Annotated in this window: 10 protein-coding genes; 1 reads left to right on the top strand and 9 read right to left on the bottom strand. The window is 71.3% G+C overall.

All coding sequences use genetic code 11. From position 1 onward, the window contains the following. Positions 1 to 145 precede the first annotated feature (145 nt). The 7 genes from TR49_RS24235 to TR49_RS24205 all read right to left on the bottom strand — a co-directional run bounded on the left by TR49_RS24235 (position 146) and on the right by TR49_RS24205 (position 8,026). Positions 146 to 1,408, bottom strand: coding sequence for a Dyp-type peroxidase (locus tag TR49_RS24235; RefSeq protein ID WP_042385136.1), 1,263 nt, complete (start codon positions 1,406 to 1,408; stop codon positions 146 to 148). A 2-nt stretch (positions 1,409 to 1,410) separates the two neighbouring features. Beyond that, the gene (locus TR49_RS24230; protein WP_052434594.1) at positions 1,411 to 2,601 is read right to left on the bottom strand and encodes an EfeM/EfeO family lipoprotein; all 1,191 of its coding nucleotides are present in this window, start codon (positions 2,599 to 2,601) and stop codon (positions 1,411 to 1,413) included. A 3-nt stretch (positions 2,602 to 2,604) separates the two neighbouring features. Further along, on the bottom strand, positions 2,605 to 3,510 hold the full coding sequence (locus tag TR49_RS24225; RefSeq protein ID WP_084725357.1) for an alkaline phosphatase family protein: 906 nt from the start codon (positions 3,508 to 3,510) through the stop codon (positions 2,605 to 2,607). A gap of 216 nt (positions 3,511 to 3,726) precedes the next feature. Continuing rightward, positions 3,727 to 4,071, bottom strand: coding sequence for a luciferase domain-containing protein (locus tag TR49_RS24220; RefSeq protein ID WP_063770160.1), 345 nt, complete (start codon positions 4,069 to 4,071; stop codon positions 3,727 to 3,729). A 256-nt stretch (positions 4,072 to 4,327) separates the two neighbouring features. After that, the gene (locus tag TR49_RS24215; RefSeq protein WP_052434593.1) at positions 4,328 to 5,386 is read right to left on the bottom strand and encodes an SIS domain-containing protein; all 1,059 of its coding nucleotides are present in this window, start codon (positions 5,384 to 5,386) and stop codon (positions 4,328 to 4,330) included. Next, positions 5,383 to 6,465 carry an ROK family protein gene (locus TR49_RS24210; protein ID WP_236653508.1) on the bottom strand — a complete coding sequence of 361 codons (1,083 nt, stop codon included), beginning with the start codon at positions 6,463 to 6,465 and terminating at the stop codon, positions 5,383 to 5,385. The genes TR49_RS24215 and TR49_RS24210 overlap by 4 nt, the downstream gene beginning before the upstream one ends. Before the next feature lie 85 nt (positions 6,466 to 6,550). Beyond that, entirely contained in the window at positions 6,551 to 8,026 is a 1,476-nt protein-coding gene (locus TR49_RS24205; RefSeq protein ID WP_042385129.1) for an APC family permease, read from the bottom strand. A 147-nt stretch (positions 8,027 to 8,173) separates the two neighbouring features. Here TR49_RS24205 and TR49_RS24200 point away from each other — a divergent pair, with 147 nt between their 5' ends. Further along, positions 8,174 to 9,367: an ROK family transcriptional regulator gene (locus tag TR49_RS24200; RefSeq protein ID WP_236653507.1), complete on the top strand. Its 1,194-nt coding sequence runs from the start codon at positions 8,174 to 8,176 to the stop codon at positions 9,365 to 9,367. An 83-nt stretch (positions 9,368 to 9,450) separates the two neighbouring features. On the opposite strand, the gene TR49_RS40295 is transcribed toward TR49_RS24200, so the two are convergent. Continuing rightward, a complete protein-coding gene (locus TR49_RS40295; protein WP_052434592.1) occupies positions 9,451 to 9,945 on the bottom strand; it encodes a DUF2690 domain-containing protein in 495 nt (164 codons plus the stop codon). 319 nt (positions 9,946 to 10,264) lie between these two features. Continuing rightward, the gene (locus TR49_RS24190) at positions 10,265 to 14,551 is read right to left on the bottom strand and encodes a discoidin domain-containing protein (RefSeq protein WP_042385124.1); all 4,287 of its coding nucleotides are present in this window, start codon (positions 14,549 to 14,551) and stop codon (positions 10,265 to 10,267) included. Between the last annotated feature and the right edge of the window lie 160 nt (positions 14,552 to 14,711).

Genomic DNA, 14,711 nt, shown 5'->3' with positions numbered 1-14,711 from the left:
TGCCGGGCCGGAGTCAGCACGGCCCGGGCCTCGTCGACACTCCGATCGCCGAACTGACGGCCGGTCATGTCTGCTCCTCCGTTGCCGCGCACGGACAGCGCGCCCGAGGAGGAGTGTCGCGCCGGACGGCGCTCCGCGCGGCGTGCTACTCGGCCAGCAGGCCGGAGGCGAAGGTGTCGTGGGGGTTGCGGACGCCCGGGAGGGCGAAGAAGTAGCCGCCGCCGGTGGGGGAGACGTAGTCGACCAGGGGTTCGCCCGCGAGGCGGGACTGGACGGCGGCGAACTGGCGGGAGACGTCCTGCTGGTAGCAGCAGAAGACGAGGCCGAGGTCGAGGTTGCCGTCGGTGTCGAGGCCGCGTTCGTAGTTGTAGCCGCGGCGCAGGATCTGCTGGGAGGCGGTGGCCGGGGTGCGCGGGTTGGCCAGGCGGATGTGGGCGTCCATGGGGGTGAACAGGCCTGCGGGGTCCGCCTTGTAGCCGGGGATGTCGGTCTCGGCGGAGCCGTCCAGGGGCGCGCCGGAGTCACGGCGGCGGCCGATCATGCGTTCCTGCTCGTCCAGGGAGACGCGGTCCCAGAACTCGACGAGCATCCGGATGATGCGGATCACCTGGTAGGAGCCGCCCTCCGTCCACGCGGGCTCGCCGTCGCGGCCGCCGTGGGTCCACACCAAGGCGTCGGTGACGGCGCCGCTGGTGGTGTCGGGGTTGGCGATGCCGTCCTTGAAGCCGAGGTGGTTGCGCGGGGTGCCGCTCGGGCGGGGGGCCGAGTGGGTGCCGTCGATCTTCCAGCGGGCCTGGATCGCGCCACGGGTGTGCTTGGCGATGTCCCGCAGTGCGTGGGCGACGGTGTCGCGCGAGTCCGCGCACAGTTGCAGGGAGAGGTCGCCGTGCAGCTCGGTCGAGTGGGCCATGTCGTCGTCCGGGAAGACCGGCATGGCCGTCAGCTTGGCGGGTCGCCGCGAGGCGAGGCCGTAGCGCTGCTCGTCGAAGAGGGACGCCCCGACGCCGACGGTGACGGTCAGTCCGTCCGCGGGCAGCACCGGCCCGAGCGTGCCGCTGTCGGCGGGCGCGGAGGCCAGGTCGGTGGCCGCGACCGAGCCGCCCGCGGTCAGAAGGCGGACGCGGTCGGTCAGTACGGCGAAGAGCTCCCGCAGCGCCGCCCGGTCGGGGGCGATCACGTCGAAGGAGACGAAGCTCGCGGCCGCCTGCGGCGGGGTGAGGATGCCGGACTGGTGCGGACCCTCGAACGGGATGACCCGCCCCGAGCCGGACGAGGAGACCGACGCCGACGAGGAGGCCGCGCGGGCGGAGTCCGCCGCCGTCGCGCCCAGCGCCGCCGCGCCGACCATGCCCGCCGTCGCCCGTTGCAGGAAGCCGCGGCGCCCGAGGGAGAGCTGAGGGTCGCTCATGGTCAGGCTCCGTTCCGCGGGCTGAGCAGGTTGGGGAGGGCGGCGAGCTGCTCCAGCAGCGCGCCCAGCACACCGTCGAGGCGCTCGCGCGTGGTCCGGTCGAGCGAGGAGGCCGCGGGCCAATCCGCGGCGCTGCCATGGGCAGCGGCGAGTTGGCCGCGCAGCGTGGCGAGGCCCTGGTCGAGGGTCTCGACGAGCCCGGGGTCGCGGTCGCGCACCAGCGGGGCGAGCAGCGACACCACCTCCACGGTGCCCTGCGCGTTGGCGTCGAGCGTGGCCAGCGTCGTGCCGGAGCCCTGGTCCTCCTGGCCGGTGAGCTGGAACTGGAGGGCGTTCTCCAGGATCTCGTGCGCCCGCAGCGGCAGGTCCTCGGAGTCGATGTCCTCACTGGGGAAGTCGGCGATCAGCCCGTTGACGTCGGTGACCAGCTTCCGCGTCAGCGGGCGGACCTTGTCGGCGGGGGCGCCGTGCCACAGGGCGTGCTCGATCGCGAGGAAGCCCGTCCAGCCGGGATCGTCCGCGCCGCCGGGAAGGCCGTCGGGGCGACCGTCGATGTCGCCGTCGAAGTCGCCGAAGGAGTTGTACGCGGCGCCGAGCCGCTCGTAGGCCAGGTGCGCCGGCAGCCAGTCCGTCCGCGCGGCTCCGAGGTTCCCGCGGGCGACATCGGTGTCGAGGGTGCGCGCCGCGTCCAGCAGGTGCGGCAGCGCGGCCGCGACGTAGGCGCGGTAGGCGGTGACCGGCTGCTCCAGCTCCTGGCTGGCCATCGGCGGGTATCCGGTCTCCGTGTCCGTCGCGGAGCCGCTGACGACGACGGTGGACGAGGTCAGCACCGGGCCGTCGGAGAAGACGCAACGCAGCGCGTACCGCCCTGCGGCCAGCGAGGCGGACAGGGGCAGCGCGTGGTTGGGGCCGAGCCAGCGGATCTCGGCGTAGGCGCGGGCTCCGGTGGGGTCGGTGACGTAGACGCTGACGAAAGTGGCCGCGCCGTCGCGCACCTCGAAGTCGACGGGCCCGGCGGGGAGCCGCGCCGGCGGCGCGCCGCAGGCGTGCTTGTCGACGGTGACGGCGAGCGTCGCCGGTCCGGCCTCGGCGGAGCCGTCGAGCGCGAGCGTGACGCCGAGGGCGCCGCCCGCCACCGCCAGGGCGAGCGCCCCGGCGAGCAGCGGACGGCGGAGCAGGGGACGAGCGGTCAACGCTCAGCCCCAGATGTCGGTGATGGGCGTGGCGTTGGCGGCGCTGCCGGTCTTGGCCAGGCCGTACATCTGCTCCAGCGTGGAGAGGACGTTGTAGTGGTTGATCTTCTCGCTGTACTTGCCGGTGACGACGTTCGCGCCGGAGAAGATCGTGGCGATCTGGTTGCTCTCGGAGGAGTCGTCCTCGTCCCAGGTGACGATGAGGAGGCTGTTGTTGGCCTTGGCCCAGGTGGCGTAGGCGGACATGTTGTTCTTCAGCCAGGTGTCGCCCTGCGCGACGGTGCCGTCGTGCATGTCGTCGTTCAGGTTCGGGATGACGAACGACAGGGTCGGCAGGCTCGCGTAGTTGGAGCTGGACGGGAAGGCGCTGAACGCCACCGAGTCCGAGCCCGGGACGTTGCTGAAGTTGATCCACGGCGAGTGCTTGCGGGCGTACGCGCCGGAGCTGCACGTCGTCGAGCCGGTGCTCGGCAGACCCTCGGAGTAGCCCTTGAAGGTGTCGCCCGCGCCCAGCAGCTCAGAGCCGAGGTTGGCCGTGGTGCCCTCGCTGACGGGACACTTGTCGGAGCTGAGCCCGAAGGTGCTGCCCGCGAAGAGCGCCATGTAGTTGGGCTCGCTCGGGTGCGTGACCGCGAAGGACTGCGTCATCAGCGCCCCGCCGTTGGCCAGGGAGTTGATGTAGGGGGCGGAGCTGCTGCCGATGATCTCGTTGTAGGCGTGGTTCTCCTCCATCACGACCACGACGTGCGAGTAGGTCGGCAGAGCGGAGGCCGCGAGCTGGGCGTGCACGGCGCCGGCCTTGGGCGCGGCGGTCTGTGCGCCGGCCTGCGGCGCGAGCGAGAGAGCGGCGATCCCGGCGGTCGCGGCCGTGACGGCGGCGGCGAGGGCGAGGCGGGACTTCGGACGCATGGGGTTCACTCCCGGGGCGAGGTGATCGTGCATGCTCGGATTACCTGTCAGCGTGCATGCTTTCCACGGCAGATGCCATAGAGCTGACGAGTCCGCGTCACGTTGGTGAACTGTTGCCGACCGCGCCTGGGAGTCAGGCCCGCTCCCAGCGCCGCTCCCTGCCCCGGGAGTCGTGTCGAAAAGGGCCGCTCGGCCGGGTCGAAGGGTGTGCCGGGCTCAGGCGGCGTGGCCGGGGCGGATGATGCCGCGGCGGCGGAGCCCGAGGAGGGCGCGGCGTGGCTCGGAGGCGCGCTGCTCCGTCTCGGGGCGAAGGATCGTCGTGCGCTGGAAGTTGCACGGCGTGGGCACCGGAGCGGGGTGCTGCGCGGCGTTGGCTTGGAGGGCGACGCTGACCAGGGTGGCGAGCAGGTCGATGTCCGCGTCGCACTCCACCAGCACCGTCACCCACCCGGAGTCGGGGTGGAGGCGGACCGCCGTCGACTCGCGCAGGCGTTCGTCCAGGCGCGCGATGGCGGCCGGGGTCAACTGCACGTCGGTCTGCGGGCCGGTGTGGAAGTGCACGATCTCCCGGCCACCCGAGGAGAGAGATGTACCTACCCCACAAGAGGATTGACCGGACGTCAGATCGGGCCAGTCGACGAGTTGTTCCCTGGCGCGTTCCGCAGCCGACATATGAACATCCTTGCGCCCGCCGTGAGCAGTGTTGGTTTGAGCCTACTGCACACGGCGGGCGCGTGGAGGACCTGTGAGCGCCCGGTTTCCCGACGGTGTCCGCGACGCGACGAGAGGGATCTCTCGTCGCCTACCCCACGGGCGATCAGTTGGTCATGGTCACCTTGTTCAGGCCGGCCGGCTGGTCCGGGTCGATACCGAGGCGCCGCGCGGTCGCCAGGGCCAGCTGCTGGCCGCGGACGGTGGCCGGAACGCACTCGCCGAGGTGTCCGAGCGCGGGCCAGGACAGGTCCGCCTCGGGCTCGACGCCGGCCAGCAGGGTCGGGGCGCGACGGGCTGCCAGCGTGGAGCGGAGGTCGAGGGTGTCGGCGTCCGCCGGGCCCGAGCCCGCGAGGAGGAGCGCGGGGGCGTCCGGGCCGCAGACGGCTATCGGTCCGTGGCGGAAGTCCGCCGTGGAGAAGCCGTGCGCCATCAGGCCGGTGGTCTCCTGGAGCTTCAACGCGCTTTCCAGCGCCGCCGGATAGCAGGCGCCCCGCCCGACGACCGCCAGCCGGTCGTGCTCGGCGAGCAACCGCGCGGCGCGCTCCGCGCCCTCCGCGTCCGCGAGCACCCGCGCCACCGCCTGTGGGAGCTCGCCTGCCTGCGTCCGTGTCAGCCCGCCGGGCCCCTCGGGGGCGAGCCCGCTTGCGACGGCCAGCACGGCGAGCAGCTGCCCGGTGACGGTCTTCGTGGCCGGGACCGCGACCTCGGGCCCCGCCTCCAGGGCGATGGACAGGTGGGCCGCGTCCGCCAGAGCCGATCCGCCGTCGTTGGTCACCGCGATCACCCGCGCGCCCGCGGCGGCGTAGCGGTGGGCCAGGTCGACGATCTCCGGCGTGCGGCCGGACTGCGAGAGCGCGACCAGCAGCCAGCCCCGGAAGCCCTCGGGCACCCTGCCGTAGGCGGTGGCCACGCTCGGCGCGACCAGGCAGGTCGGCAGGCCCGTCCCGAGCTCCACCGCGTAGCGGCCGAGGAGGGCCGCGTGGTCGGAGGAGCCGCGGGCGAGGAAGGCGACGCCGAGCGGCGGCACGCCGTCGGTCAGGGCGGCGACCTGGGCGGTCAGCGCGGGCCAGCGCTCGACGAGCGCGGCCAGCACCTCCGGCTGCTGGCGCATCTCGGCCTCCATGCGCGCGCCCGGGGCGGCGGCGAGCTGGGTGGTCGTCATCGAAGGGCTCCCAGGGGTGCGGTGGGACGCGGACGGCTGCCGCCGTCGGGGCGGCGACGCTGGTGCAGGCTGTCGAGGGCGAGCGTGACCGCGCCGTGCAGCGAGGCGTCACGGAGGAAACGGGCGGGCCGCAGCTCGGGCGGGAACGGGGTGGCGCCCCCGATCAGGCGCTCCAGGGTCGGCAGGATCACCTCGGCGGCGGCCATCATGCCGCCGCCCAGCACGATCCGTGCCGGGTCGGCGAAGGCGGAGAGGTTGGCGAGGGTGACGGCCAGCACGGTCAGTGTGTGCTCGACCAGCTCGCGGGCCGCCGGATCGGGGCTGCGGAACAGCTCGGCGGCGCTGACGCTGCGACCCAGCAGTTCGGCGGCCCGTTCTCCGAGGCCCTTGCCGCCGACGAACTCCTCCAGCGGCGCGTGTCCGGACGCGACGGCGTCCACGGGCGCGCCACCGGGGTTGACGTAGCCGATCTCCCCGGCGGCCTGGTGCGCACCGGCGAGCACCCCGCCGCCGACGGTCAGCGCGGCCGCGATGCCGGTGCCGAGGCTCACGTAGAGGCCCGGGTCCGCGTCGCGCAGCGCGCCGAAGCGCAGCTCGGCGAGCGCGCCCGCCCGCACGTCGTTGGCGACGGCGACCGAGGGGGTGTCCAACTCCTGGGCGAGGCGCGCCGACAGGGCGAGCTTCTCCCAGCCGGGGAGGTTGGGGGTGAGCAGGATCCGGTCGGCCTGGACGATGCCCGGTGCGACGGCCGCGTAGGCGGAGACGGTCGTGCCGTGGCACTCGCGCGACACGCGGGCCAGGCGTCGGGCGGCCTCGGCGGTGCGGGCGAAGGTCTGGTCGGGACCGTGTTCGGCAAGGGTGTCGAGGCGCTCGCGGGCGAGCAGGCGGCCGCGGGCGTCCGCGAGGGCGAGCTCGGTCTTGGTGCCGCCGAAGTCGATGCCGATGACCGTGCGCGGCGCCTCGTCGGCAGCGCCGTCGTCGGACGGCGCCGCGTCGGGGCTTTCGGTGCGGTCGGAGGTGTGGGTGCGGTCGGAGGTCTCGTAGGGGTGGGGAAGCGGTGGGGGGTCCTGCGGCGTCACGGGCATCAGGGTGTTCCTCGGGTGCGGGCCGGCCGGGGCGGGAAGGCGTGCCCCGGCCGGCCCGCGGGTTCGGTGGTTCGGTGGATCAGGTGGCGGAACCGGCGAGTTCGGCGGCCTGCTGGTCGGCGAGGAACTGCTCGCGGATCTGCTTCTCGCCGAAGGGCCAGACCTTCTCCACGCGGGACCAGATCAGGTAGGCGACGACGCCGAGGGCGACCCAGCCGAGGGACCACTCGATGGGGTGCACGCCCGGGTTGGCCTTGTCCGCGTAGCCGTAGATGACCAGCCAGCCGATGCCCGCGACGACGCTGGGCAGCGGGTAGAGGAACATCTTGTACGGGCGGGCCAGGTTCGGCTGACGCTTGCGCAGCACGGTGACGGCGGCGATCTGGGCGAGCGCCTGGATGATCACCATCACGGTGGTGAGCAGGGTGATCAGGATGCCGAGCGGCGGGTGCGTGGCGGTGTTGCCGATGTGCCGGGCGAAGAGGAAGCCGGCCGCGGTGATGGCACCCATGCTGAGCAGGCCGAGGACCGGGAAGTTGTGCTTGGGGTGCAGCTTGGCGAAGGACTTGAAGAAGACCTGGTCGCGCGCGGCGTCGTAGGGCACCCGGGAGCCGCCGAGCAGACCGGTGAAGACGGAGGCGAAGGCGGTGATGAGGATCAGCCAGGTGACCACGTCGGCGGTGGTCTTGCCGAAGGTCTTCTCCAGCACGGCGGAGGCGACCGACTGGGAGGCGACGTTGTTCGGGTCGAGCATGTCCTGCCAGCGGATCACGCCGAGGACGCCGATCTGCAGCAGCAGGTAGATCGCCATGATGGCGACGATGGACCAGATGATGGAGCGCGGCAGGACCCGTCCCGGGTTCTTCACCTCGGCGCCCATGTAGGCGGTGGTGTTGTAGCCGAGGTAGTCGTAGATGCCGATGGTCAGACCCGAGGCGAAGCCGATCCAGAACGCGCCGTGGGTGAGCTGGATCGCGTGTGCGGGCCAGGTGAAGGCCAGCGACGGGTGGAAGTGCGTGAACGAGGCCAGGATGACGGCGGCGACCGAGACGATCATGACCGCCCACATCACGACGGTGACCTTGCCGATGTTCTCGATCTTGCGCCAGAGCAGCAGCACGACCAGCGCCACCACGCCGACGCCGACGATGTCGCCCTGCCCCGTGGTGAGCTTCGGGAACAGGTAGCCGAGGTACTGCACCAGGCCCTGGACGCCGGTCGACATGATCAGCGGGATGAAGAGCATGGCGGTCCAGACGAACAGGAACGGCATCAGCTTGCCGCTGCGGTACTGGAACGCCTCGCGCAGGTAGACGTAGGTGCCTCCGGAGCCCGGGAGCGAGGCGCCGAGCTCGGCCCAGATCAGGCCGTCGGCCAGGGCGAGGATCGCGCCCGCGATCCAGCCGATGACGGCCTGCGGCCCGCCGAAGGCGGCGACCATGAGCGGGATCGTGACGAACGGCCCGATCCCGCACATCTGACTCATGTTGATGGCGGTCGCCTGGAACAGGCCGACCTTTCTGGACAGTCCGGGCGATCCGGCCGGGTCGGACATCGGGGGCCTCCGTGGGGAGCTGCGAGAGTGGGGTGGGGCTTGTAAAGTTAAATTCCTTTACTAGTGCCGTCAAGCCTCCGGGCGATCACAGTTGTCTAGAGTTGAGGGCCGACGACCGAGGCTGAACCACCCGAGAAGCTGGAGCCCGTGGACGAGCAACCCTGGAGCCGCACGCGACTGCGCAGCAACAACGAGCTGCTGCTGCTCGAACACCTGCGCACCGTCGGCGCCGCGAGCCGCGCCCAACTCGCGCGCGACACCGGCCTGTCCAAGCCGACGGTCTCCAGCGCGCTGGCTGCGCTGGAACAGGGCGGCCTGGTGCGCGAGGTCGGCACGATCGTCCCCGAGCGCGGGCGCAGCGCCGTGCTCTACGAGCCGGACCCCACCGCCGGCTACGTCCTCGGCGTCGACATCGGCCGCGCCCGGCTGCGCATCGCCGTCGCCGATCTCGCGGGCCGCATCCAGGCCCGCGTCGACGTCCCCAACGAGGGCGAGACGGCCGACGCCGTGGCCGACGCGGTCGCCGCGGCGACGAAGCGCGCCCTCGCGGAGGCCGGCGTCGGCGCCGACCAGGTCGTCCACGCCGCCGTCGGCACCCCCGGCGTCTTCGACGCCGGATCGGGCCGGGTGCGCTACGCCGTCAACCTGCCCGGCTGGGGCAGGGCCGGCCTGGTCCAGCAGCTGCGCGCGCAACTCGGCGGCCCCGAGCTGTCCCTCCACAACGACGCCAACCTCGCCGCCCTCGGCGAGTACGCCTTCGGCGCGGGCCAGGACAGCCGCCTCTTCGTCTACGTCCTCGTCGGCACCGGCCTCGGCATGGGCGTCGTCGCCGACGGCGAACTCTTCACCGGCGCGCACGGCGCGGCCGGGGAGATCGGCTTCCTGCCGCTCTCGCTCACCTCGCCGGACGCCGCCACGGCCGCCGCGGGCAGACGCGGCACGCTGGAGGACGCGGTCGCGGCCGACGCCATCGTGCGCACCGCCCGTGAGCTCGGCCTGCGCGACGCCCCGACGGCGAAGGACGTCTTCGACGCGGCCCGCGCGGGCGACCCGCGGGCCCAGGAGGCCGTGGCCCGCGAGGGCGAGCGCCTCGCCCTCGTCGTCGCCGCGGTCACCGCCGTTCTCGACCCCGACCTCGTCGTCCTCGGCGGCGGCGTCGGCCACAGCGCGGACCTGCTCCTCGATCCCGTCCGCGACGCCCTCGCCCGGATGACCCCGCTCCGCCCGGAGGTCGCCCCGAGCACCCTCGGCGACGACGCGGTCCTCCTCGGCGCCATCGCCTCCGCCCTTCGCGTCGCCCAGGCGGCGGTCTTCGAACGCCACGCGACCAGCGCGGGCTGAGGAACGACGGCGGCCCTGACGCACCGTGAGGTGTGTCAGGGCCGCCGTCATCCGCGCTCCGGGCGCGAGGGCAGAGCTGCGCCTCAGTAGGAGGCGGTGGTGGCGGTCGAGGTGTTCGAAGTGATCTTGATGGTCGACTGCGCGAACGAGGTGACGCCGCCGTCGTCGACCATGTTGGTCCAGACGCTGGTCTGGCCGTCGCTCATGGTGACCTTCTCCTCGACGCCGTCCGTGTTGCGGTGGATGACGGCGGTGTACTCGTTCGGCCCCCAGGCCGGGCAGTGGGTGCCGCAGGTGGTGCCGCCCGCAGGGGCGTTGAGGGTCAGCCGGGCCCAGGCCGCGTGGCAGCTGACGCTGTAGCGCAGCTCGATGGTGCCCATGGCCCCGCCGCCGATCGGGCTCATGACGGTGGCGCTCTCCATGGTGGTGGCGTCGCTGGCGCAACCGGTCGCCATCGGGTCCTGGCCCGTGTAGGTGGTCCCGACGGCGTTCGCGCTTCCGGTGGCGCCGATCAGACCGGCACCCATGACGGCGGCGACGACGAGGCCGCGAACGGCGCGGTTGAGCTTCACGGACATGCGTGTTCCTTTGCTTGGTATTGCTCGGGTTTCCGTGCCAGGAAAGAGGAGTGGGGCAGCCCGGCGCAGACGATAGCCCACATTGATGGTGTACGGGAAACTCCATTCCTCTTCGCCGCGGCTCGTATTTCTGACGGGTTGCCAGCAAATACCGACGGGTCATCAGATATCCGGGAGCACTGGGGAGACATTTCCTTGCATGTCCAGATTCCGCGTCACGGTCCGGTGGCGAATCGATCACGATGACCGCAGGTCAGGCATGAAAGCGCGGGCCCCGGCCGAGGTCGGGGCCCGCGCGTGGTCAACCGGTCGGTGAGAGCTACGGATTCACGGTGATGGTGAACGTCGACGTCGTGTTCTGGATGTTGACGTCGTCGTTGTTCTCCACCAGGTGGTTGAAGGTCACCGAGCCGACCGCCGGGCCCTGGCCGGATTCCGGCAGGGGGTTGGCCCAGATGCCGTAGCCGGACCTGCCCGTGCCGTAGGCGTCGTTGTCGGCGTGCGCGCCGGTGATCGTGGTGTTGGTGAAGACCGTGTCGGTGACGGGGTCGAGGGCGCTGCCTCCCGAGTAGTCGGTCTGGAACATGATGCCGCTGTAGGTGGGATCGGTGATGGTCGCGTCGCTGACGCGGATGCCCTGGAACGGCTGGGTCGCCGAGAAGGCCCAGAGGGCCGGGAAGACCTGCTGGCCCCAGAAGTGGCCGCCGTCCCGGGTCAACGAGAAGTTCTTGACGACCGTCTGCGGTGACGACTCGAAACCCTCGAAGGCGTAGCCGAAGTTGAGCGAGGAGATGGTCAGGCCCGAGTAGCACAGGGTGTCGGACACGGTGAAGTTCTGGATCGTGTTGCCGCCACCGCCGTAGACCGCGACGCCCGCCGCGCGCCACGGCGTCATCGCCGTGACGTTCTGGATGGTGTTGTTCTCCAGCTTGCCGCCCGGGTTCTGGTCCTGGGCCGCGAAGAGGGCGAAGCTGTCGTCGCCGGTGCTGCGTGCCTCGTCGTTGGAGATCAGGTTGCCCTGGCTGCCGTTGGTGAGGTTGATGCCGTCCGCCATGGTGTCGCGGATGCGCATGTTGGTGAAGGTGGAGTTCTGCACGTTGGAGGCGCCCCAGACGCCGACCACGTTGTGCTCGATCCAGACGTTGTCGATCGTGATGTTCGACATGTTCCGCAGGTCCCAGGTGTGGCCGGGGCCGTCCTGGCGGGTGGTGTAGTTGCCGAACCAGGCGAAACCGGTGAACGTCGAGCCGCCGGCGCCGGTCTGGAGGTCCCAGCCGGTGTCCGTGTCGGTCTGGTTCTGTGGCGCCACGAACTGGCTGTACCAGACGCCCGCGCCGACGACCTTGACCGGCTTGCCGTAGACCTGGAGCCGACCGGTGATCGCGTACTGGCCGGCGGGCAGGTACACGCCGGTCCAGGTGCCGGTGGTGTCCATTCGCACCTTGTCGAGGGCGTTCTGGACGTCGGTCTGGGTGAAGCCGCCGGGTACCACCAGGTGGGTCGGGTCGGGGTCGGCGGTGGGGGAGGTCTGCTCCAGGTTCATGAAGTCGATCGCGTACTGGGAGGAGTTGGACGCGTCCTTCTGCAGCGTGAAGACCGTGCCCTGCGGATACGACTGCGCGAGCAGGAAGCTGGACTCGTCGTAGATGTGGCGCGGCGAGCCGGCGCTCGGGCTGTCGCCGGGGCTGGTCTCCGAGCCGTAGAGCCAGGCGTAGTGGGAGGTGAGGTTGAGCGGCTGGACCAGCTTGCCGTTCGCGTACAGGTCCAGGGTCGCGTTGGTGCCGCCGCCGCCCGGGGCGTCGGGGATGGAGTAGCGCAGCACGAAGGTGTCCGTCGCCTCGCGCGAGGTCCAACTGACCGAGTCGCCGGTGGTGTCCAGGGTCACCGCCTCGCGCCCGGTGGCCTCACCGGCGATGTCGCCGACGGTGCGGTTCGGGCCGACGATCGCGGCCGCGCCGCCGAGGACGCCGGCGGTGGACTTGTAGGAGTCGTAGGGCATGTTGGCGCCCTGGCCGACGAAGAAGGGGGTGTCGCTGGTCAGATGCGGCTGCTTGACCGGCAGCTCGTTCGCGTCGGCGGCGAGCACCAGGTGCGCGGTGTACTTGCCGTTGACCGCCGTCCACGAGCCGAGGCTGATCGGCGACGTTGTGGCCCCGGGCGCGATCGAGCCGCTGACCGAGCCGGTGAGGGTGGTGACGGTCGTGCCCGTCGCGTCCAGCAGCGTGAGCGTGAGGCCGTGGCTGCCGCTCGTGGTCGCGATCGTGCCCTGGTTCTTCACCGTGGCGGTGAAGTTGACCGTGTTGCCCGCGGCCGGGTTGCTCGGCGTCCAGGAGAGCGTGCCGACCAGGTCGGCGGACTGGACCGGGGCGACCGTGAGGTTGGCCGGGTTCGTGTAGCTCTGGTCTGCGGTCAGGTTGAAGTTCTTCTTCGACTCGTCGACCTTGGTGGTCAGTTGGTAGCTTCCGGCGCTCTGCGTGCCGATGTTCGCGGAGACCGTCTGGGTCGCGCCGGGCGCGAGCGCGCCGACGGTGGCCGAGCCGACCTTGGTGGTGCCCAGATAGAAGCCGACGTCGGTCGCGACCGAGGCCGCGGTGCCGCCGTTCTTCACCACGGCGGACGCGGTGACCGAGTCCGTCTCCACCGGCGCGGACGGCGACCACGAGCTGGAGGACACCGTCAGGTCCGGGTTCGGCGCCGGGGTGCCGTAGACCTCGAGCTCGGCCACCTGACCGCCGGGCGCGCCGCTATTGGACGTGACCGAGAGCTCCACGTCCGCGACCCGGCCGGAGACGGGGATGGTGACGGTGTTCTGGTTGCCGCTCGGATCGAAGGAGTACGACGTGGCGGCCACCAGTGTGGTGAACGTCGAGGAGCTCTGCTCACGCCCCAGCACCGCGATCGTCTGCGTGCGCGCCGACCACGCCGAGGCCGGGTTGAGCTTGACCACGACGGAGGACAGGTCGGCGTTGGCCCCCAGATGCACCGTCAGCTGCGAGGGGTAGGAGGATCCTTCGAAGTAGGTGGTGACGTCGCCGTCGTTCGCGTTGGCGGGCGCGTAGGTGTACGTGTACGCCGTGCCGTCGATCGGCTTGTGCAGGGCCAGATCGGTGGAGGTTCCGCCGGACCCGGTCCGGGTGACCGTGTTCGACGCGGCGGATTCGAGCCCCGCGGCGTCGGTGGCCGTCACGTCGTAGGAGACGGTCAGGGTGTCGGCGACGGAGTCGGTGTAGGTCAGCGTCGAACCGCTCACGGAGGCGAGCCTGCTGCCGTTGCGGTAGATGTCGTATCCGGTGACCCCGACCTGGTCGGAGGCGGCAGACCAGGTCAACGCGACCTGCCCGGAGGCCGGTTGGGTGTACGCGAGGTTGCTCGGCGCGGTGGGCGGCGTGGCCGACGCGCCGGTCCGGGTCACGCTGTTGCTGTTCGCCGACTGGTCGCCCGCCGCGTCGCGGGCGCGGACGAAGTAGGTGACGGTGGAGGTGGTCGGCGGATTGTCGGTGTAGGTCGTCGCCGTGGACGGGACGGAGGTCAGGAGCGTGTTGTTCGCGTAGACGTCGTACGCCGTCACGCCGCTGCTCGTGGACACCGTCCAGGTGAGCGTCACGGCCCCGGCGGCGTTCTGCGAGTAGGCCAGATTGGTGGGCGCGGCGGGCGGCTGCGCGGCGCCGGAGGGGCCGTAGACCGCGAACTCGGAGATCTGGCCGGCGGGCCAGGCGGTGTTGGCGGTGATCTTCAGCCGCACGTAACGCGTGGTCGCCTGGCTGAAGTTGATGGTCACCGTGTTCCCGGTGGCGGGATCGAAGGTGTAGCCGGCGGAGGCGGCGAGGTCACTGAAACTGCTGCCGTCCGTGCTGCCCTGGACGGCGAGCGTCTGGGTGCGCGCACCCCACGAGGTGGAGGGCGGCAGCTTCAGCACGACCTGGTCGACCGCGACGGACGCGCCGAGGTCGACCTGCAGCCACTGCGGGAAGGCATTGTCGGTGGACTCCCAGTAGGTCGACGCGTCACCGTCGTTCGCGTTGGAGGCGACGTAGTTCTGGGTGTGTCCGGAGTCGCTCATGGTCTTGCCGAGGGCGAGGTTCGTGGACGCGGTTGAGCTGCCGTAGATCTCGAACTCGGAGAGCTGGGCGGCGCTCCAGCCGCTGTTCGCGGTGACGTTGACCCGCACGTAGCGGGTGCTCGTCGCACCGAAGTTGATGGTGACGGTGTTTCCGGTGCCGGGGTCGAAGGTGTAGGTCGACGACGCGACGATCGTCGCGAAGGTGCTTCCGTCGGTGCTGCCCTGGACGCTGAGCGTCTGGGTCCGGGCACCCCACCCGCTCGGGAGCTTCAGCACGACCTGGCCGATGCTCGTCGCCGAGCCGAGGTCGATCTGGGCCCACTGCGGGAAGGCGCCGTTGGCGCTCTCCCAGTAGCTGGACTGGTCGCCGTCGTTGAGGTTCGCGGCGACGTACTGGCCGTTGGCGCTGGAGGCGCTGGCGCTCCTGCCCGCGGCCAGGTTGCTTCCCGCGGCGTGGGCGGGAGCGAGGGCTGTGCCGAGCAGCAGTGCGAAGAGCGTGGCGAGCACGGCGAGCAGCGCCGGCGCGCGCGTTCTTGCGTGGTTCATCGTCCCTCGGTTCCTGTGAACGGACGCCGAGGCGAGCCGCGCCCCTGACCCGGGCCCCCTCGCTGGTGGCGATGGTCTTCCGCGAATCTGTCGCAGATTTCCAAAGCTTCGCCAGGAAGTTACAGACGTGAGCGCATGCCGTCAATGGAAGCGGCAAACA

Origin of the sequence: Streptacidiphilus melanogenes, assembly GCF_000787835.1 — a bacterium.
GTDB classification, from domain to species: Bacteria; Actinomycetota; Actinomycetes; order Streptomycetales; family Streptomycetaceae; genus Streptacidiphilus; species Streptacidiphilus melanogenes.
This window is presented reverse-complemented; position numbering and strand designations above follow the sequence as displayed.

What these genes read in the sequence shown, in the direction of transcription:
- TR49_RS24225 (WP_084725357.1), bottom strand. Translation starts at nt 3,510, where the DNA reads ATGCGTCCGAAGTCCCGCCTCGCCCTCGCCGCCGCCGTCACGGCCGCG.
- TR49_RS40295 (WP_052434592.1), bottom strand. Translation starts at nt 9,945, where the DNA reads ATGTCCGTGAAGCTCAACCGCGCCGTTCGCGGCCTCGTCGTCGCCGCC.
- TR49_RS24215 (WP_052434593.1), bottom strand. Translation starts at nt 5,386, where the DNA reads ATGACGACCACCCAGCTCGCCGCCGCCCCGGGCGCGCGCATGGAGGCC.
- TR49_RS24205 (WP_042385129.1), bottom strand. Translation starts at nt 8,026, where the DNA reads ATGTCCGACCCGGCCGGATCGCCCGGACTGTCCAGAAAGGTCGGCCTG.
- TR49_RS24235 (WP_042385136.1), bottom strand. Translation starts at nt 1,408, where the DNA reads ATGAGCGACCCTCAGCTCTCCCTCGGGCGCCGCGGCTTCCTGCAACGG.
- TR49_RS24190 (WP_042385124.1), bottom strand. Translation starts at nt 14,551, where the DNA reads ATGAACCACGCAAGAACGCGCGCGCCGGCGCTGCTCGCCGTGCTCGCC.